Annotated in this window: 18 protein-coding genes and 1 pseudogene; 7 read left to right on the forward strand and 12 right to left on the reverse strand. The window is 66.3% G+C overall.

Annotated elements, in window-relative coordinates:
- Together G3N96_RS10155 and G3N96_RS10160 are read right to left on the reverse strand one after the other, a co-directional pair.
- A partial coding sequence (locus tag G3N96_RS10155) for a C40 family peptidase (RefSeq protein ID WP_206137105.1) occupies window positions 1-640 on the reverse strand: 640 nt, incomplete at its 3' end.
- Window positions 641-876: 236 nt separating this feature from the next.
- Window positions 877-2,679: a PhoH family protein gene (locus G3N96_RS10160; protein WP_206137106.1), complete on the reverse strand. Its 1,803-nt coding sequence runs from the start codon at window positions 2,677-2,679 to the stop codon at window positions 877-879.
- On the opposite strand from G3N96_RS10160, the pseudogene G3N96_RS39850 reads away from it, so the two are divergent.
- A pseudogene (locus tag G3N96_RS39850) lies at window positions 2,575-2,819 on the forward strand (hypothetical protein); the annotation flags it as partial. The gene G3N96_RS10160 and the pseudogene G3N96_RS39850 sit on opposite strands and share 105 nt — an antisense overlap.
- A gap of 192 nt (window positions 2,820-3,011) precedes the next feature.
- On the opposite strand, the gene G3N96_RS10165 reads toward G3N96_RS39850, so the two are convergent.
- From G3N96_RS10165 to G3N96_RS10205, 9 genes are all read right to left on the reverse strand, one after another.
- Window positions 3,012-3,473 carry a peroxiredoxin gene (locus G3N96_RS10165; RefSeq protein WP_124583670.1) on the reverse strand — a complete coding sequence of 154 codons (462 nt, stop codon included), beginning with the start codon at window positions 3,471-3,473 and terminating at the stop codon, window positions 3,012-3,014.
- 107 nt (window positions 3,474-3,580) lie between these two features.
- The gene (locus G3N96_RS10170) at window positions 3,581-4,477 is read right to left on the reverse strand and encodes a polysaccharide deacetylase family protein (RefSeq protein WP_124583668.1); all 897 of its coding nucleotides are present in this window, start codon (window positions 4,475-4,477) and stop codon (window positions 3,581-3,583) included.
- Window positions 4,478-4,490: 13 nt separating this feature from the next.
- A complete protein-coding gene (locus tag G3N96_RS10175; RefSeq protein WP_006482864.1) occupies window positions 4,491-5,546 on the reverse strand; it encodes a bifunctional UDP-4-keto-pentose/UDP-xylose synthase in 1,056 nt (351 codons plus the stop codon).
- Window positions 5,543-6,490: a formyltransferase gene (locus G3N96_RS10180; RefSeq protein WP_206137107.1), complete on the reverse strand. Its 948-nt coding sequence runs from the start codon at window positions 6,488-6,490 to the stop codon at window positions 5,543-5,545. The genes G3N96_RS10175 and G3N96_RS10180 overlap by 4 nt, the downstream gene beginning before the upstream one ends.
- Window positions 6,487-7,527: a glycosyltransferase gene (locus tag G3N96_RS10185; protein WP_206137108.1), complete on the reverse strand. Its 1,041-nt coding sequence runs from the start codon at window positions 7,525-7,527 to the stop codon at window positions 6,487-6,489. Before G3N96_RS10185 ends, G3N96_RS10180 begins: the two co-directional genes overlap by 4 nt.
- A gap of 6 nt (window positions 7,528-7,533) precedes the next feature.
- Complete coding sequence (locus G3N96_RS10190) at window positions 7,534-8,685, reverse strand: DegT/DnrJ/EryC1/StrS aminotransferase family protein (RefSeq protein WP_206137109.1); 1,152 nt, start codon at window positions 8,683-8,685, stop codon at window positions 7,534-7,536.
- A gap of 133 nt (window positions 8,686-8,818) precedes the next feature.
- Entirely contained in the window at window positions 8,819-9,190 is a 372-nt protein-coding gene (locus G3N96_RS10195) for an EamA family transporter (RefSeq protein ID WP_011352303.1), read from the reverse strand.
- A gap of 13 nt (window positions 9,191-9,203) precedes the next feature.
- Window positions 9,204-10,880 carry a glycosyltransferase family 39 protein gene (locus tag G3N96_RS10200; RefSeq protein WP_206137110.1) on the reverse strand — a complete coding sequence of 559 codons (1,677 nt, stop codon included), beginning with the start codon at window positions 10,878-10,880 and terminating at the stop codon, window positions 9,204-9,206.
- Window positions 10,881-11,004: 124 nt separating this feature from the next.
- A complete protein-coding gene (locus tag G3N96_RS10205) occupies window positions 11,005-11,379 on the reverse strand; it encodes an Mth938-like domain-containing protein (protein ID WP_041492864.1) in 375 nt (124 codons plus the stop codon).
- Window positions 11,380-11,694: 315 nt separating this feature from the next.
- On the opposite strand from G3N96_RS10205, the gene G3N96_RS10210 reads away from it, so the two are divergent.
- From G3N96_RS10210 to G3N96_RS10235, 6 genes are all read left to right on the forward strand, one after another.
- Window positions 11,695-12,933, forward strand: a complete 1,239-nt coding sequence (locus G3N96_RS10210; RefSeq protein WP_089425584.1) for a pyridoxal phosphate-dependent aminotransferase — start codon at window positions 11,695-11,697, stop codon at window positions 12,931-12,933.
- Window positions 12,934-12,986: 53 nt separating this feature from the next.
- A complete protein-coding gene (locus tag G3N96_RS10215) occupies window positions 12,987-14,315 on the forward strand; it encodes a homoserine dehydrogenase (protein WP_206137111.1) in 1,329 nt (442 codons plus the stop codon).
- 12 nt (window positions 14,316-14,327) lie between these two features.
- Entirely contained in the window at window positions 14,328-15,779 is a 1,452-nt protein-coding gene (gene thrC, locus G3N96_RS10220; protein WP_206137112.1) for a threonine synthase, read from the forward strand.
- Window positions 15,780-16,021: 242 nt separating this feature from the next.
- On the forward strand, window positions 16,022-17,269 hold the full coding sequence (gene glp / locus G3N96_RS10225) for a gephyrin-like molybdotransferase Glp (RefSeq protein WP_206137113.1): 1,248 nt from the start codon (window positions 16,022-16,024) through the stop codon (window positions 17,267-17,269).
- 19 nt (window positions 17,270-17,288) lie between these two features.
- The gene (gene moaD, locus G3N96_RS10230) at window positions 17,289-17,546 is read left to right on the forward strand and encodes a molybdopterin converting factor subunit 1 (protein ID WP_206137114.1); all 258 of its coding nucleotides are present in this window, start codon (window positions 17,289-17,291) and stop codon (window positions 17,544-17,546) included.
- A 10-nt stretch (window positions 17,547-17,556) separates the two neighbouring features.
- On the forward strand, window positions 17,557-18,033 hold the full coding sequence (locus G3N96_RS10235; protein WP_206137115.1) for a molybdenum cofactor biosynthesis protein MoaE: 477 nt from the start codon (window positions 17,557-17,559) through the stop codon (window positions 18,031-18,033).
- A 77-nt stretch (window positions 18,034-18,110) separates the two neighbouring features.
- Here the strand turns inward: G3N96_RS10235 and G3N96_RS10240 are convergent, their stop codons facing one another.
- The gene (locus G3N96_RS10240) at window positions 18,111-18,671 is read right to left on the reverse strand and encodes a group III truncated hemoglobin (RefSeq protein ID WP_206137116.1); all 561 of its coding nucleotides are present in this window, start codon (window positions 18,669-18,671) and stop codon (window positions 18,111-18,113) included.
- Window positions 18,672-18,832: the final 161 nt, after the last annotated feature.

Below are 18,832 nucleotides of genomic sequence, written 5' to 3' on the forward strand. Positions count from 1 at the left end.
CGGCAGTCACGACCACCGGGGCCGGTGCGGCCGCCGGCGCGCTGCGCGGCTCGTCGCGCTTCGCCTCGTAGGTCGGTGCATCGAACGGCGTTGGCGCCCCGCGCGGCGGCGCGACGCGGCGAATGCCGTCGAAACGCTTGGCCCAGTACGGGTTCGTCAGGTAGTCGAGCCGCACGGTGCCGCCCGTCGACGGTGCGTTGACGAAGCGCAGCTTGCCGACATAGATGCCGACGTGCGAATGCGGCCGTCCGGTCGTATTGAAGAAGATCAGGTCGCCCGGCGCGATCTGGTCGGGCTCGATCGCCACGCCGCGGCCGCTCATGTCGGCCGTCGTGCGGGGCAGGTTCACGTCGGCCGCCCGGCCGATCACGTAGCGTACGAGCCCGCTGCAGTCGAAGCCGCTCGTCGGCGTGTTGCCGCCCCAGCGATACGGGACGCCGACGAGGCTCATCGCCTGGATCGAGATTTCTTCCTGGCCGACGCTGTGATCGACGAATTTCGGGAAATTGGCGGGGGCGGGGAACGCGCGCGGCGTCGTGATCCTCATGCCCGAATCGGAGCGCGATGTCGACTGCGGCGGCACGCTGGAGCAGGCCGCAAGCAGGGAAACGATGGCGACGGGGACCCAAATTCGAAGCATGGCAAGGCGGGCAAGCGCGGCGCGCTTGCGAATCGTATGACAACAGACAGACCCGATGGTAGACGCTCCGGCGGGGCTTAAGCAACCATTCTTGAGAATTTACTTGAAGTTTCGCGCGTAAACTGCATTGTTGCGTGACGAAGCGTTACTTATGTCTTCGACCCCAAATAAAAACGGCGCTCCTGACAGGAGCGCCGCGATGCGTCGACAGCCGGCCGACGGGCCGGCCTGCCGCGTTACAGGATGTCCGACGCGTAGTCGGCGAGCCGCGAGCGTTCGCCACGCGCGAGCGTCACGTGGCCGCTGTGGCCCCAGCCCTTGAAGCGGTCGACGACGTACGTGAGGCCCGAGCTGCCTTCGGTCAGGTAAGGCGTGTCGATCTGCGCGATGTTGCCGAGGCACACGATCTTCGTGCCCGGGCCGGCGCGCGTGACGAGCGTCTTCATCTGCTTCGGCGTCAGGTTCTGCGCCTCGTCGATGATCAGGTACTTGTCGACGAACGTACGGCCGCGCATGAAGTTCATGCTCTTCACCTTCAGGCGCGAACGGATCAGTTCCTGCGTCGCGGCACGGCCCCATTCGCCGGCGGCGTCGTCGGTCTTCTGCAGCACTTCGAGGTTGTCGTCGAATGCGCCCATCCACGGCTGCATCTTCTCTTCCTCGGTGCCAGGCAGGAAACCGATGTCCTCGCCGACGGGCACGGTCGCGCGCGTCACGATGATCTCGTTGTAGCGCTTGTCGTCGAGCACCTGCGCGAGGCCGGCCGCGAGCGCGACGAGCGTCTTGCCGGTGCCGGCCTGGCCGAGCAGCGTGACGAAGTCGATCTCGGGGTTCATCAGCAGGTTCAGCGCGAAATTCTGCTCGCGGTTGCGCGCGGTGATGCCCCACACGTTGTTCTTGTGGTGGCTGTAGTCGCGCAGCGTCTGCAGCAGCGCCGTCTTGCCGTTCAGCTCGCGGACGATCGCATGGAACGTCGGCTCGCCGTTTTGCGGCTCGAGATAGACGAACTCGTTGACGAGCATCGACGCGACGAGCGGGCCGGTCACGCGGTAGTACGTGGTGCCCGTCTTGGTGTCCTGCCAGCTCTCCATGCCCTTCGCATGCTTGGTCCAGAAGTCCTGCGGCAGTTCGCGCACGCCGTTGTACAGGAGGTCTTTATCCTCGAGCACCTGGTCGTTGAAGTAGTCTTCCGCGGGCAGGCTGAGCGCGTGCGCCTTGATCCGCATGTTGATGTCTTTCGACACCAGCACGACCTGGCGATCGGGGCGGTCGCGCTGCAGCGCGCGCACGACGCCGAGGATCTGGTTGTCGGCCTTGCCTTCGGGCAAGCCTTCGACGGGCGCGATGTCCGCCAGCTTCGTCTGGAAGTACAGGCGGCCGAGCGCCTCGCGGCTGCCGAGGCGCGACAGCGGGATGCCGGCCGTGATCGGGCCGGCATCGGCGACGAGCGCGTCGAGCGTGCGGCTGACCTGGCGTGCGTTGCGCGCGACTTCGGACATCCCCTTCTTGTGGTTGTCGAGCTCCTCGAGCGTCATCATCGGCAGATAGACGTCGTGTTCCTCGAAGCGGAAGAGGCTGCTCGGGTCGTGCATCAGCACGTTGGTGTCGAGCACGAACAGTTTCTGCAGTTCGGCTTCGGCGGGCTTGCGGCTGCGCGACTTCGTCGCGGCGCCGGTATCGCGCGCCGGTGCGGCGGCCGGTTTGTCGGCAGCCGGTTTGTCGTTGCGTGCAATGACGGGTGCCGCGGGTTCGGCGGGCGCCGGCATCGGCTGCAGCAGGGCAGCCGTCTGTTTGGTCTTGCGGCCGCGTGCGGGGGCGCTCGCGGCATCTTGCGCCGAAGACGCGACGGCGCGCAAAGGCGCGGCCGTGTTCGCGGCTTCGGTCATCGGTTGGGCCACGCTCGCCGGACCAAAGTCACCGGCTGTGGATGCGTCCCCTTCGGCGGATTTCTTCGCGGCTTTCGCGGGCCGCGCTTTCGCCTTGTATTCGTCGGGCGGCAGCAGGCTGCCGAGCTTGCTGGGGGGGGTAGGCAAAGGCATGGTGTCCCTCGGGAGGAATCGTGTCGCATGGCGTGCGCCGCTGATCGCATCCTGCGTGACGTAGACGCATGCAGTTTGCGCGCGGTGGCGCACAGGAAGTTCGTCTAGCCGGTTCGCCTAAGTGTCGATCAGCTCCTTGACGCGGTGAGGGCCGGACCGAGGCCCGGCGCGCAATCCATAAAAAAAGCCGCTGCCTCGTCGATAGAGGCATGCGGCTCAGCTGATACGGTCGTAATGCGCGTCAGGTGCCGGCAAGCATCGCAACGAGCACCGGCGCAGCTACGAGAAATATGGGGCGAACTGGCATTCATTGCGGCCCAATATAACGCGCCTCAAAGCGCTTGTACAGCACTTAGCACGTCGTCCACGTGACCCGGTACCTTGATGCCGCGCCATGCCTGGCGAAGCACGCCGTCGGTGTCGATCAGGAACGTGGAGCGCTCGATTCCGCGCACTTCCTTGCCATACATTTTCTTCATCTTGATGACATCGAACAGCGCGCACAGCGCTTCGTCGGCATCGGAAATCAGCGGGAACGGCAGTTCGAGCTTTGCCTTGAAATTGTCATGCGAGCGCAGGCTGTCGCGCGACACGCCGATGACTTCCGCACCGGCTTTCTTGAATTTCGGATAGAGATCGCGGAACTGCAGCCCTTCGGTCGTGCAGCCCGGCGTGTTGTCCTTCGGATAGAAGTACAGCACGAGTTTCTTGCCCTTCAGGTCGGACAGCGAAATGTCGCCGCCCGTGGCCGGTGCGGTGAAATCGGGAACTTGACGGTCAACTTCGACGGACACGTGTTTCTCCTGTTGTTATGGAAAGGCGCCGCTGCGGCGGCGCGGTTCGGCGGGGCGTCGCGGCAGCACGCCGCACGGGCGGAGCGGCGACGCCGGCTCGTGCGAACTCAGTCGGGCTGGACGATCAGTTCGCCGGAGCGGCCGGGGATTTCGCCCCACGTGACAGGGTACGATGGCAGCGAGTCGCGGTCCAGCGTCGCGTGGTAGTCGCCCATCGTCGCGAACGTGTGGCCTTGCGCGCGCCAGCCGGCGAGCAGTTGCTCGAACACGGGCGCAAGCTTCTGGCCTTCCAGCTCCGCATGCAGCGTGAACACTTGGTCGTGCGGATTGGTTTCGGTGAACTTGAGGATGTGCGCGGCGACGTTGTGCGTGTCGATGCCGTCGATGCCGAGCACTTCGTCGAGCGTCGGCAACGTGGTGGGCATCTGCACGTGCGACAGCGTGCGGCCGTTGACGACGGGCAGGTACGGCGAATGGCCGCGGCCGTCGGAAGCGTAGCGCATTCCCCATGCGTCGATCTGCTCGAACGCGGAATCGTTCATCTGCCAGCCGGCCGCGCCGTGCGTGACGGGCGGCGCGCCGAAGACGTCGATGAAGCGCGCGTGACTCTTCTGCATTTCACGCGCGGTCCAGTCGCGATCGCGCGCGCGGACGTTGTCCTGCCAGTACACGTGATCCCACGTGTGGATCCCGCATTCGAAGCCGGCCTCATGGATCGCGCGCATGTCGGCGATCGCGCGGCGGCCGATGTCGGGGCCCGGCAGCAGCACGCCGTACATCAGCTGCTTCACGCCGTAGTGCTCGACCACCGACGTGCGCGACACTTTCTTCAGGAAGCCGGGGCGGAACACGCGCCGCAGTGCCCAGCCCGTGTGATCGGGCCCGAGGCTGAAGAGGAAGGTCGCGCGCGCATTGAAGCGGTCGAAGATGCGCGCGAGGTTCGGCACGCCTTCGCGCGTGCCGCGCAGCGTGTCGACGTCGATCTTGAGGACGATGCGAGCCAAGCGAACGTCCCGATCAGCCTTGCTGTTCGACGAGCGCGCGTGCGTCGGCGACGTGGCCGCGATACGCTTCGAAGATGTTGCGCAGCGCGTCGTCGAACGTCGCTTGCGGCGCCCAGCCGAGTTCCTGCATCGTGTTGTCGATCTTCGGCACGCGGTTCTGCACGTCCTGGTAGCCGTTGCCGTAGTAGGCGCCGGACGTCGTCTCGACGAGCTTCACCTGCTTGGCCGAATCGGCGTACTCGGGGAATTCCGCCGCCAGTTCGAGCATCTTGTGCGCGAGTTCGCGAACCGAGAAGTTGTTCTTCGGATTCCCGATGTTGTAGATCTTGCCCGACGCGACGCCGTCCTTGTTCTCGATGATCTTCATCAGCGCGCTGATGCCGTCGCCGATGTCGGTGAACGCGCGCTTCTGCGAGCCGCCGTCGACGAGGCTGATGTTCTCGCCGCGCACGATGTGGCCGAGGAACTGCGTGACCACGCGCGAGCTGCCTTCCTTCGGCGTGTAGATCGAGTCGAGGCCCGGGCCAATCCAGTTGAACGGGCGGAACAGCGTGAAGTTCAGGCCTTCCATCCCGTAGCCCCAGATCACGCGGTCCATCAGCTGCTTCGAGCACGCGTAGATCCAGCGCGGCTTGTTGATCGGGCCGTAGGTGAGGGCCGATGCATCCGGGTCGAACTGCTCGTCCGAGCACATGCCGTAGACCTCGGAGGTCGACGGGAACACGAGGTGCTTGCCGTACTTGACGGCCGAACGCACGATCGGCAGGTTCGCCTCGAAGTCGAGTTCGAACACGCGCAGCGGCTGCTGGACGTAGGTGGCGGGCGTTGCGATCGCGACGAGCGGCAGGATCACGTCGCACTTCTTCACGTGATACTCGACCCACTCCTTGTTGATCGTGATGTCGCCTTCGAAGAAATGCATCCGCTCGTGGTTGACGAGGTCGCCCAGCCGATCGGTCTGCATGTCCATGCCGAACACTTCCCAATCGGTGGTTTCAAGAATGCGCTTCGACAGGTGATGGCCGATGAAGCCGTTCACACCCAGGATCAGGACTTTTTTTGCTTTCATGAATGACGGGAAGAATGAATGAACTGCGCGAATTCCGCGGGCGTCACGACGGTTTCGCTGCCGTCGCGCTGCTGCCACAGCTCGAGAATGGATAGGGCGCGGCTGTCGCCGCAGACGCCGAATAGCGCATTATCGCTTACGTGCAGGCCGGGCGGCAAATCTGCCGCGGCGGCTGTCGCCGCGCTGCCGGGCGCCGCCAGGCGCGCGCGCGCGATCACGAAACGCGTGCCGTGGACGTCCGTGAACGCGCCCGGATACGGAGGCGCGACCGCGCGCACCAGGTTGTAGACCTGCGCGGCCGGCTTCGACCAGTCGACGCGGCCGTCCTCGGGCTTGCGCCCGCCGTAGTAGCTGCCGGTCGAGAGATCGTTCGGCAGGTGCGGCGCCTCGCCCGCGAGCAGCGCGGGCAGCACGCGCCAGAGCGTCTGCTCGGCGGCTACCGTGACCTTGTCGAACACCTGCGTGGCCGTGTCGTCCGGCAGGATCGGCACCGCGGTCTGGCCGACGATCGCGCCGGCGTCGGGTTTCGCCGCCATCTCGTGCAGCGTCGCACCGGTTTCGGTTTCGCCGTTCAGCACCGCCCAGTTGGTCGGTACCCGACCCCGGTATTTCGGCAGCAGCGACCCGTGCATGTTGTACGCGCCCTTCGGCGCGATCGCGAGCAGGTCCACCGGCAGCATGTGCCGGTAGTAGAACGAGAAGATGAAGTCCGGCTGCGCGTCGGATACCGCGCGGCGCAGCGCCGGATCGGCGGGATCGGCCGGCGTGACGACCGGAATGCCGTGCTCAGCCGCGACGGATGCGACGCTGCCGAACCAGATGTTCTCGTTCGGGTTGTCCTCGTGCGTGACGACGAGCGCGACGTCGACGCCGCGCGCGAGCAGCACCTGCAGGCAGCGCACGCCGACGTTGTGATAGGCGAAGACGACTGCGCGCGGCTTCATTGCGCGGCACCCGTGCGGTTCGCGCCGGCCGCTGGCACCGGCGGCACGCCGTCGTGCTGCTCGAGCACGGCCTGGATCAGGTAGCGCGGGCGTGCACGCACCTGCTGGTAGATGCGGCCGACGTACTCGCCGAGCAGGCCGAGCGCGAAGATGATCACGCCGAGCAGGAAGAACGTGATGGCGAACAGCGTGAACACGCCTTGCACTTCCGCGCCGACGATGAAGCGTCGCACGAGCAGCAGCACGAACAGCGCGGCGGAGCCGAGCGACAGGATCACGCCGATGAACGACAGCCACTGCAGCGGCACGACCGAGAAGCCCGTCACGAGGTCGAAGTTCAGCCGGATCAGGCTGTACAGCGAGTACTTCGACTCGCCGGCGAAGCGCTCCTCGTGCGCGACCTCGATCTCGGTCGGTTTCTGCGCGAACGTGTACGCGAGGGCGGGGATGAACGTGTTGACTTCGCCGCACACGTTGATCGTGTCGATGATGCGGCGGCTGTATGCGCGCAGCATGCAGCCCTGGTCGGTCATCTTGATGCGTGTGATGCGCTCGCGCAGGCGGTTCATCATCTGCGACGCCTTGCGCCGCCACAGGCTGTCCTGGCGCTGCTTGCGGATCGAGCCGACGTAGTCGTAGCCCTCGCGCATCTTCGCGATCAGCTTGCCGATTTCCTCGGGCGGGTTCTGCAGGTCGGCGTCGAGCGTGATGACGATCTCGCCGCGCGATTGCGCGAAGCCGGCGAGGATCGCCATGTGCTGGCCGTAGTTGCCGTTGAGCAGCACGATGCGCGTCGTGTCGGGACGGACGTGGAACTGATCGGCGAGCATCGCGGCCGAGCGGTCGCGGCTGCCGTCGTTGATCAGGATCACTTCGTATGACGTGTCGAGTGCGTCGAGCGCCGGATACAGCCGCGCGAACAGCGCAGCGAGGCCGTCTTCCTCGTTGTACACGGGGATGATGACCGATACTTCGGGCCGGCCGGCGTCCAGGTGCCCGGCGGCCGGATGCCCGGCGCGTGCTTCAAGGTGACTCATGTACGCTTATTTTCCGTATTGTTCGCAAATCTGGTTGATGGCGTCGACCACGCGACGCACGTCGCCGTCCGTCATCTGCGTGAAGAGCGGCAGCGTGACGGTCGACGCGCCGTACCGTTCGGCGTGGGGGAACATGCCCTCCTTGAAACCGCGTGCACGGTACAGCGTGAAAAGATGGATCGCCGGGTAGTGGATGCCCGTGCCGATGCCGCGTTCCTTCATCTGCGCCATGAACTCGGCGCGGGTGATCGTCAGGCGCTCGAGCGGCAGCGTGATCAGGAACATGTGCCAGTTGCCGTTCTCGAATTCGGCGATCGGCAGGCCGACGCCGAGCTTCACGGCCGCACTGCCGTCGAATTCGGCGAAGTAGGCACGCGCAAGCGCGCGGCGCTGCGCGGTGAAGCGTTCGATGTGCGGCAACTGGCCGAGGCCGACGCGCGCGGCGACGTCGGTCAGGTTGTACTTGCCGCCGAGCACGTCGCAGTCCATCCCGTCGAAGCCCGTGCGCGTGATGCCCTGCAGCCGGTACTTCTGCGCGAGCGTCGCTTCTTCCTCGTTGTTCAGCACGAGTGCGCCGCCTTCGATCGTCGTCAGGTTCTTGTTCGCGTGGAAGCTGAACGACACGATGTCGCCGATCGCGCCGATGCGCTTGCCGTTCCACGTCGAGCCGAACGCCTGCGCCGCATCCTCGATCACGCGCAGCTTGTGCGCGCGCGCAATGGCGTACAGGCGGTCCATGTCGACCGGCAGGCCGGACAGGAACACGGGGATGATGGCCTTCGTGCGCGGCGTGATCGCCTGCTCGAGCTTGTCGAGATCGATGTTGCGCGTGACGGGATCGATGTCGGCGAACACGGGCGTCGCGCCCGTCTCGAGGATCACGTTGCTGGTCGAGACCCACGATGCCGGCGTCGTGATGACTTCGTCGCCGGGGCCGACGCCCGCGATGCGCAGGCCGATCTCCAGCGTGCAGGTACCCGAATTGAACGCGCGGACCGGGCGGCCGCCGCAGTACTCGGACAGCGCCGCTTCGAATTTCTGGTTCTGCGGGCCGGTGGTGATCCAGCCCGAGCGCAGCACGTCGACGACGCCCTGGATGGTTTCCTCATCGATCTCGGGGCGGGTGAACGGCAGAAACGGAGCGGTAGTCTGGCTCATGTACGTTTTGGCCTGTAATGGCGTGTAATAAAAGGGTCGGGCGATCCCGGCCGAAACCGGCATTAAACACCGGTTGGCGGAATCGCACCGTGATTTTTTGTAGGCAGACGCTTAATGCGCGCGGCGGCCGTGCTCAGCTTCGCGCGAGCACCAGCACGCCGATCAGGATGATGCCGATGCCGACGAGCCGCTGGACCGACAGCACTTCGCCGAACAGGTACCAGGCCGCGAATGCGTTGACGACGTAGCCGAGCGACAGCATCGGGTACGCGATCGACACGTCGACCCGCGACAGCCCGACGATCCAGACCACGACGCTCAGCACGTAGCAGCCGAGGCCGCCGATGATCGGCAATTGGGTTGCGATCTTCAGGCCGACCGGGATGATGTTCGCACGGCTGAATTCGAAGTGTCCAACGGCGTTGACGCCGGCTTTCAGCAGAAGTTGCGCACAGGCGTTGAGCATCACGCCGGTGATGATGCAGACGAACGAAACGGGATTCATGCAGCGGGCGTCCTTACGATTGCGGTTTCTCGACGATCACGCGGCGGTTGTCGCGTGCAATCACGCGCATCGGCACGCCTTGCTTGACCAGGATGTCGTACTCGCCGGGCGGCATGATCGCGAGCGCATGGGTTTCCTGCTTCCAGCGCGTGATCCACTCGTCGACGGTCGGAATCCACTTGTTCGGCTCCATCGAGATCCCGAACGCGAGCTCGTCCTGGCGCTGGACCATGATCGTCGTGTGGCCCATGTAGAACGGGAACGTGTGATCGAGCATCTCGATCGAGTAGAACGGCGTGTCGGCCGGCAGTTTCGCCAGTTCGGCGCGCACGGTGGGCGCGAGCAGCGCGCCGGAGCTGTAGCGGCCGAATTCGTCGTGACCGGTGCCGCCGATCGTGCCGAACGCGAGCCAGGCGGCGCCGAATGCGGCGATCGCGGCGGCCACGCCCGTGCGGCGGTTCAGCCATGCGGCCGCGAGGGTCAGCACGGCTGCGACCGCGAGGCCCGCGTACAGCCACATCTGGAACGCGCGGTACAGCGCGTTCGGCGTGCGGGCATCGCCCTGGTAGGCAAGGAAGATGATTCCGAACGCCGCGACGACGAGGAACACGAGGTAGCCGAGCAGGTGGCGGCGGAACCGGTCGGCGCTGATCAGCGGCAGGTACGCGCCGATGATCAGCGCGAGCGCCGGCGCGACCGGCAGCACGTACGAGATCAGCTTCGAATGCGACGCGCTGAAGAACAGGAAGATGAATGCGCTCCAGATCAGCAGCACGAGCATCGGCGAGAAGCCGTTCGGCTGGCGCGGCATCCGCAGCGCATGGCGGATGCTCTGCCACGCGACCGACAGCCACGGCAGGAAGCCGACCAGCAGCACGGGCACGAAGTAGTAGAGCGGGCCCGGGCGGTTCTGTTCCGGGGTCAGGTACCGGCGGAACTGCTGGACGATGAAGAAGAAGTTGAAGAACTCGGGGTTGCGCTGCTGGACGAGCACGAACCACGGCGTGACGATCGCGAAGAAGATCACGAGACCGCTCACCAGGTACAAGCGCTTCCACATCGCCCAGTCGCGCGCGATCAGCGTATAGAGCACGAGCACGGCGCCGGGCAGGATCAGGCCGACGAGGCCCTTCGACAGCACCGCGAACGCCATCGCGGCCCAGCACGCCCACATCCAGCCGCGTGCCGCGGCCGGGCGCAGCCCGGGCCGCTGCGCGAGCAGCAGCGAGCAAAGCGACAGCGCCATCCAGAACGCGAGCCCCATGTCGAGCGCGTTGAAGTGACCCATCAGGTTCCAGTACGGCGACGACGCGAGCACGACGGCGGCGAGGAAGCCCGACAGCGGGTTGAACAGGCGCGCGCCGGTGTAGCCGACCAGCACGATGCCGGCGAAGCTCGCGACGGCCGTATAGAGGCGTGCCTGCCATTCGCCGATGCCGAACCACGCGAACGTGAGCGCATTCAGCCAGGTCTGCAGCGGCGGCTTCTCGAAATACTTGTAGCCGTTGTAGCGCGGCGTGATCCAGTCGCCGGTGACGAACATCTCGCGCGCCATTTCCGCATAGCGGCCTTCGTCGCTCGGGATCAGGTGGCGCAGCCCGAGCGGCGCGAACCAGACGATCGCGAGCGCGATGACGAGGAGGACGAGCGTGATGCGATTGAGCGGTAGCCTCGACGGCGTATCGTTCATGGATTTTCAGCCTGTTGGTTGTTGTGACGGGCCGCCGGCGGGTTTGCGCCGGGGGCGGGCGGCTGGCCGGGCCGATCCGGGGGATCGACCCGCTGCGCCGGCCCGAGTTTTACCGCATCCGGGATTAACGTTCAATTAAGAGCGCGGCGGCGACTTTGCGGCCCTCGGCCATCAGGATGTTGTAGGTGCGGCAGGCAGCCTGGAAATCCATCGTCTCGACGCCGATCCGCTTCGCCGTGAGCGCCGCGACGAGCCGCGGGTGCGGGAAGCGCAGCCGCGCGCCGCTGCCGAAGATCACGAGTTCGGGTGTCGGGTCGAGCAGCATCGCGAAATGCTCGGGCGCGAGCGCGTCGAACGACGACACGGGCCATGCCTGGACCGGCGCGCCGGGCAGCACGATGACGCTCGTTTCATGGCGTTCGAGATTGACGTCGACATAATCGGGGCCGTAGCCGGTGACGGTGTTGAGCGCGCCGCTCGCGTCCTGGTGCAGTTTCAAATCGGTATTCCGCGGTTCCGTAGGGGAATGTATCGCAGGGCCACACGGGCCCGGACGGCCGGTTTCGCTTGCCCGAGCACGCGGGACGCCTGACGGCGCGGGCCCGGCGCAGCTATGGTGCATTGCGAAAGTCAGCCAAAATCCGCTAAATTATAACTTTTTGGTCGCCCCCGGGCGCCACTTGCGTCGCGCGTCGCCACAAGCCGCGCCCGACCGCCCGCTTTTTCCCAGTCTAGACAGCGCGCACAGACCGGCCGCTTTCCAGTTTTGATCCCGTCCCCCCGGCCGCAAGGCCAACCCAGGAACCGTGTCGTCGTGAAACCGATTCAGAAGTCGAACAAGCTGCTCAACGTCTGCTACGACATCCGTGGCCCGGTGCTCGAGCACGCGAAGCGCCTCGAGGAAGAAGGCCACCGCATCATCAAGCTGAACATCGGCAACCTCGCGCCGTTCGGTTTCGACGCGCCGGACGAGATCATCCAGGACATGATCCGCAACCTGCCGACGTCGTCCGGCTATTCGGATTCGAAGGGCGTGTTCTCGGCGCGCAAGGCCGTGATGCACTACACGCAGGAAAAGGGCGTCGTGGGCGTCGGCCTCGACGACATCTACATCGGCAACGGCGCGTCCGAGCTGATCGTGATGGCGACCCAGGCGCTGCTGAACGACGGCGACGAAGTGCTGCTGCCTGCGCCCGACTACCCGCTGTGGACGGCGGCGGTCAGCCTGTCGGGCGGCACGCCGGTGCATTACGTCTGCGACGAGCAGAACGCGTGGATGCCCGATCTCGACGACATCCGCCGCAAGATCACGCCGAACACGAAGGCGCTCGTCGTGATCAACCCGAACAACCCGACGGGCGCGCTTTATTCGGACGAATTGCTGCTCGAACTGCTCGAGATCGCGCGCCAGCACGGGCTGATCGTGTTCGCCGACGAGGTGTACGACAAGATCGTCTACGACGGCCTCGAGCACACGGCGCTGGGTTCGCTGTCGGAGGACGTGATCACCGTCACGTTCAACAGCCTGTCGAAGAGCTATCGCTCGTGCGGCTACCGCGCGGGCTGGATGGCCGTGTCGGGCCTCGGCGGCGACAACCGCCGGCACGCGAAGGATTATCTCGAGGGGCTCGGCATCCTGTCGTCGATGCGCCTGTGCGCGAACGTGCCCGGGCAGTTCGCGATCCAGACGGCGCTCGGCGGCTACCAGAGCATCAACGAACTGATCGTGCCGAGCGGGCGCCTGTACAAGCAGCGCGAACTCGCGTACGACATGCTCACGTCGATCCCGGGCGTGACCTGCGTGAAGCCGCAGGCCGCGCTGTACATGTTCCCGCGCCTCGACCCGAAGCTTTATCCGATCCAGAACGACCAGCAGTTCATTCTCGACCTGCTGCTCGAGGAGCGCGTATTGCTGGTACAGGGCACGGGCTTCAACTGGACGACGCCGGATCACTTCCGCGTGGTCTTCCTGCCGAATCTCGACGACCTGACCGATTCGATCAACCGGATCGCACGCTTCCTCGACGGCTACCGCAAGCGCCATTCGGCCTGAGCGGCACGGCCACACGGAACTCACTACTACTTACTCATTCGATCACACGCAGCATGGAACCGATCAAAGTTGGCCTGTTGGGCTTCGGCACGGTGGGCAGCGGCACCTTCACGGTGCTGGGCCGCAACCAGGAAGAAATCAAGCGACGCGCGGGGCGCGGCATCGAGGTGACGCGCATTGCCGTGCGCAACCCGGCCAAGGCGCTGGCTGCGCTCGGCGGTGACGCCGGCGCCGCGCAGATCACCGACGATTTCAATTCGGTCGTCGATGATCCGTCGATCGCGATCATCGCCGAGATGATCGGCGGCACGGGCATCGCGCGCGAGCTCGTGCTGCGCGCGATCGCGAACGGCAAGCACGTCGTGACGGCCAACAAGGCGCTGCTCGCGGTGCACGGCACCGAGATCTTCGAGGCCGCGCGCGCGAAGGGCGTGATGGTCGCGTTCGAGGCGGCCGTCGCCGGCGGCATCCCGATCATCAAGGCGCTGCGCGAAGGCCTGACCGCGAACCGCATCCAGTACATCGCGGGCATCATCAACGGCACGACCAACTACATCCTGTCGGAAATGCGCGATCGCGGGCTCGACTTCGCGACCGCGCTGAAGGCGGCGCAGGAGCTCGGCTATGCGGAAGCCGATCCGACCTTCGACATCGAAGGCGTCGACGCCGCGCACAAGGCGACGATCATGAGCGCGATCGCGTTCGGCGTGCCGGTGCAGTTCGAGCGCGCGTACGTCGAGGGCATCAGCAAGCTCGACGCGACCGACATCCGCTACGCGGAAGAACTCGGCTACCGGATCAAGCTGCTCGGCATCACGCGCCGCGCCGAAAACGGCATCGAGCTGCGCGTGCACCCGACGCTGATCCCGGAGAAGCGCCTGCTCGCGAACGTCGAAGGCGCGATGAACGCGGTCGTCGTGCACGGCGATGCGGTCGGTACGACGCTGTACTACGGCAAGGGCGCGGGCGCGGAGCCGACCGCATCGGCCGTGGTCGCGGATCTCGTCGACGTCACGCGCCTGCACACGGCGGACCCCGAGCATCGCGTGCCGCACCTCGCGTTCCAGCCCGACAGCCTGTCGAACACGCCGATCTTGCCGATCGAGGAAGTGACGAGCGGCTACTACCTGCGCCTGCGCGTCGCCGACCAGACCGGCGTGCTGGCCGCGATCACGCGCATCCTCGCCGAATCGGGGATCTCGATCGATGCATTGCTGCAGAAGGAGTCCGAGCAGATCGACGGCGCGAACGGCGAAACCGACATCATCCTGATCACGCACGTCACGCTCGAGAAGAACGTGAATGCGGCGATCGCGCAGATCGAGAGCCTGGCGACGGTGGTCTCGAAGGTGACGAAGCTGCGCATGGAAGCGCTGAACTGAGCTGAGGACGACATGAACTACATCTCCACGCGCGGCGCCGGCATCGGCGAGCGCCACACGTTCTCCGACATCCTGCTCGGCGGTCTCGCGAAGGACGGCGGGCTCTACCTGCCGGCCGAGTATCCGACGGTGTCCGCCGACGAGCTCGCGCGCTGGCGCACGCTGTCGTATGCGGATCTCGCGTTCGAGATCCTGTCGAAGTTCTGCGACGACGTGCCGGCCGACGACCTGCGCGCGATCACGCGCCGCACGTACACGGCCGACGTGTACCGCAACACGCGCCATGGCGAGAACGCGTCCGACATCACGCCGCTGAAGACGCTCGGCACCGAGAACGGCGCGCCGATCTCGCTGCTCGAACTGTCGAACGGCCCGACGCTCGCGTTCAAGGACATGGCGATGCAGTTGCTCGGCAACCTGTTCGAGTACACGCTCGCGAAGCACGGGCAGTCGCTGAACATTCTCGGCGCGACGTCCGGCGACACGGGCAGCGCAGCCGAATACGCGATGCGCGGCAAGGCCGGCGTGCGCGTGTTCATGCTGTCGCCGCACAAGAAGATGAGCGCGTTCCAGACGGCCCAGATGTTCAGCCTGCAGGATCCGAACATCTTCAACCTCGCGGTCGAAGGCGTGTTCGACGATTGCCAGGACATCGTGAAGGCCGTGTCGAACGATCACGCGTTCAAGGCGCGGCAGAAGATCGGCACGGTCAACTCGATCAACTGGGCACGTGTCGTCGCGCAGGTCGTGTACTACTTCAAGGGTTACTTCGCGGCCACCCGGTCGAATGACGAACGCGTGTCGTTCACGGTGCCGTCGGGCAACTTCGGCAATGTCTGCGCCGGCCACATCGCGCGGATGATGGGGTTGCCGATCGCGAAGCTCGTGGTCGCGACCAACGAGAACGACGTGCTCGACGAGTTCTTCCGCACGGGCGCCTATCGCGTGCGCAGCGCCGAGAACACCTATCACACGAGCAGCCCGAGCATGGACATCTCGAAGGCGTCGAACTTCGAGCGCTTCGTGTTCGACCTGCTCGGCCGCGATCCGGCGCGCGTGATGCAGCTGTTCCGCGACGTCGAGGAGAAGGGCGGCTTCGATCTCGCGGCGAGCGGCGATTTCTCGCGCGTCGCCGAGTTCGGTTTCGTGTCGGGCCGCAGCAGCCACACGGACCGCATCGCGACGATCCGCGACGTGTTCTCGCGCTACGACACGATGATCGATACGCACACCGCCGACGGCGTGAAAGTCGCGCGCGAGCATCTCGACGCGGGCGTGCCGATGGTCGTGCTCGAGACGGCGCAGCCGATCAAGTTCGGCGAGACGATTCGCGAGGCACTCGATCGCGAAGCCGAGCGGCCGGCCGCATTCGACGGGCTCGAGGCGCTGCCGCAGCGTTTCGAGGTCGTGAAGGCCGACGCGCAGCAAGTGAAGGACTTCATCGCCGCCCATACGGGCGCATGACGCACGGCCGGGCCTGCGGGCCCGGCTGCGCAGGACGGCCGGAACGCCGATTCGTCGAACGGATCGGGGTTCCGGCCGTTTCGTTTGGCGGTGCCGCGCGGCGACCGACGCGCCACGCCGAAACAAGTGTCAGACTGGCGCGTTCGTGCGAATCACAGTTTCCGCATGTCGGCCATATCGCGCGCCCGCGCGACGGCGTCGCTACAATGACGTATTGAATCCAACGACCCCCGATTCCATCGATGTCGAACCCGAATCCCACTGCGCCGCGTGCGCCGATGCTGTCGACCGCCGAGGCGCTCGCCGCGCTGCTCGATGCCGCGAAGCCGTTGCCCGGTGCCGAAACCGTCGCCACGCTCGACGCGCTCGGCCGCGTGCTGACGGCCGACGTGAGCTCGCCGCTCGACGTGCCGCCGATGCATACGAGCGCGATGGACGGCTATGCGGTGCGCGTCGCCGACCTGCTGCATGGCGAGCGGCGCCTGCCGGTGTCGCAGCGCATTCCGGCCGGTCATCCGGCCGCGCCGCTCGCTGCCGGCACGGCCGCGCGGATCTTCACCGGCGCGACGGTGCCGCCCGGCGCCGACGCCGTCGTGATGCAGGAGCAGACGTCGGCCGACGGCGATGCGGTCGAGATCCTGCACACGCCGAAGGCCGGCGAATGGATCACCGCGCAGGGCGCGGATATCCGGCAGGGTTCGGTGATCCTGCCCGCCGGCACGCGGCTCACGCCGCAGGCGCTCGGCCTGGCCGCGTCGGTCGGCTGCGCGCAGTTGCCGGTTGTGCGCCGGATTCGCGTCGCGGTGTTCTTCACCGGCGACGAACTGACGATGCCGGGCGAGCCGCTGAAGCCGGGCGCGATCTACAACTCGAACCGGTTCACGCTGCGCGGGCTGCTGGAGCGGCTCGGCTGCCACGTGACCGACTACGGGATCGTGCCCGATTCGCTCGCCGCGACGCGCGACACGCTGCGCGAGGCTGCACGCGATCACGACGTGATCCTGACGAGCGGTGGCGTGTCGGTCGGCGACGAGGATCATGTGAAGCCGGCCGTCGAGGCCGAAGGGCGGCTCGCGCTGTGGCAGATCGCGATGAAGCCCGGCAAGCCGCTTGCGTACGGCGCGGTGCGCCGCGGCGACGATCGCCCCGACGCGCACTTCATCGGACTGCCCGGCAACCCGGTGTCGAGCTTCGTCACTTTCCTGCTGTTCGTGCGGCCGTTCCTGCTGCGCCTGTCCGGCGTGCGCGACGTCGCGCCGCGCGCGCTGTCGCTGCGTGCCGACTTTTCGCAAAACAAGGGCGACCGGCGCAACGAATTCCTGCGTGCGCGCGTCAATGCGGCCGGCGGCCTCGACCTGTTCCCGAACCAGAGCTCGGCGGTGCTGACATCGACGGTGTGGGGCGATGGCCTGATCGACAATCCGCCGCAGCACGCGATCAGCGCCGGCGAGACCGTGCGTTTCATTCCGTTTTCCGAACTGCTGTCGTAACGCGACGGCTTCCCGAACCATGAAGATTCAACTGAAATTTTTTGCAAGCGTGCGCGAGGCACTGGGCGTGGCCGACGAGCAGGCCGACGTGCCGGACAGCGTCACGACCGTGGGCGACGTGCGCACGTGGCTGCGCGTGCGCGGCGGGGCATGGGCCGAGACGCTCGCCGAAGGGCGCGCGCTGCGCATGGCGTGCAACCACGAGATGACCGATCCCGACACGCGGCTCACCGAAGGCTGCGAAGTCGCGTTCTTTCCGCCGGTGACGGGCGGTTGAGGCGAGGGCGATGGCAACGGTACGAATCCAGACCGACGACTTCGACCTGAGTGCCGAGGTCGCGGCATTGCGTGCGCGCAACCCGAAGATCGGCGCGGTCGCGTGCTTCGTCGGCACGGTGCGCGACCTGAACGAAGGCGATTCGGTGGCCGCGATGGCGCTCGAGCACTATCCGGGGATGACCGAGAAGGCGCTCGAGAAGATTGCCGCCGAGGCCTGCCGGCGCTGGCCGGGCATCGACGTCGCGATCGTGCACCGCGTCGGCAGGCTCCTGCCGCTCGACCAGATCGTGATGGTCGCAACGGTCGCGTCGCACCGCGGCGATGCGTTCGCGTCGTGCGAGTTCGTGATGGACTACCTGAAGACCGAAGCGCCGTTCTGGAAGAAGGAAACCACGCCGGAGGGCGAGCGCTGGGTCGATGCGCGCAGCACCGACGATGCCGCGCTCGCGCGCTGGGGCATCGAATCGGGGAATACGCGGCGCTGAGCACGGCGCCGGGGTAATGCGGTGCGATGCCGCATGCGCGGAAGCGTCGCGCGCGCCGGCGGCCCGTCGGTGGCCCGTTACGCGTCCGGATTGCTGCTGCGCCCGATGATCTTCGTCGGAAACGGCTCGCCGCGGGCACGCGACGGCAACGCGTGCGGATCGTCACCTGCATCGCGACGGCGCGGCGCGATCGCGTCGAGCAGCGCCTGCTGCTCGGGCGGAATCGGATAGTCCCAGCCGAACCGGCTCAACTGAAGGCTCTGCGCGATCCGCAGCGCAGGCTCCATGAAGCGGATCGCCGCGGGCGGCGCGTAGCGCGCCTCGACGGTCTTCAGGAACAGCGACAGCCAGCGGCTGAAATGCGCGGGCTCGATCCCGTCGAGCGGCTGGTGCGCCTGCTGCACGTTGCCACGATAGCCCTTGGTGCCGAGCACGAGGCTCGACCAGAACGTGACCATCTTCGGCAGGTGGTCGTCCCAGCGGCCGGCCAGCTTTGCGTCGAACACGGGCCCGAGCAGTGGATCGGCGCGTACGCGGTCGTAGAACGCGTAGACGAGATCGCGGATGTTCCCTTCGGTCGGCTCGGTGTCGCGAGGGCGGGCCGGGGCGGTATCGGGCGAGGCGGGCAGGGCGGTCATGGCAAAAGAGCCGGCAGAAATAGGCAACGACAGGGGCGGCGCGGGCATCGAGTAGGACGCCGGCCGAATTTTGACGCAAAATAGCGTCCAACACCCCTGAAAAACGTGTAAGTGTCACGCATCTTATTGCGCGCGCGCCATCCCGGCAACCCGGGGCCGCA

The organism is Burkholderia sp. Se-20373 (genome assembly GCF_017104705.1).
In the GTDB taxonomy this organism is placed as follows: Bacteria; Pseudomonadota; Gammaproteobacteria; order Burkholderiales; family Burkholderiaceae; genus Burkholderia.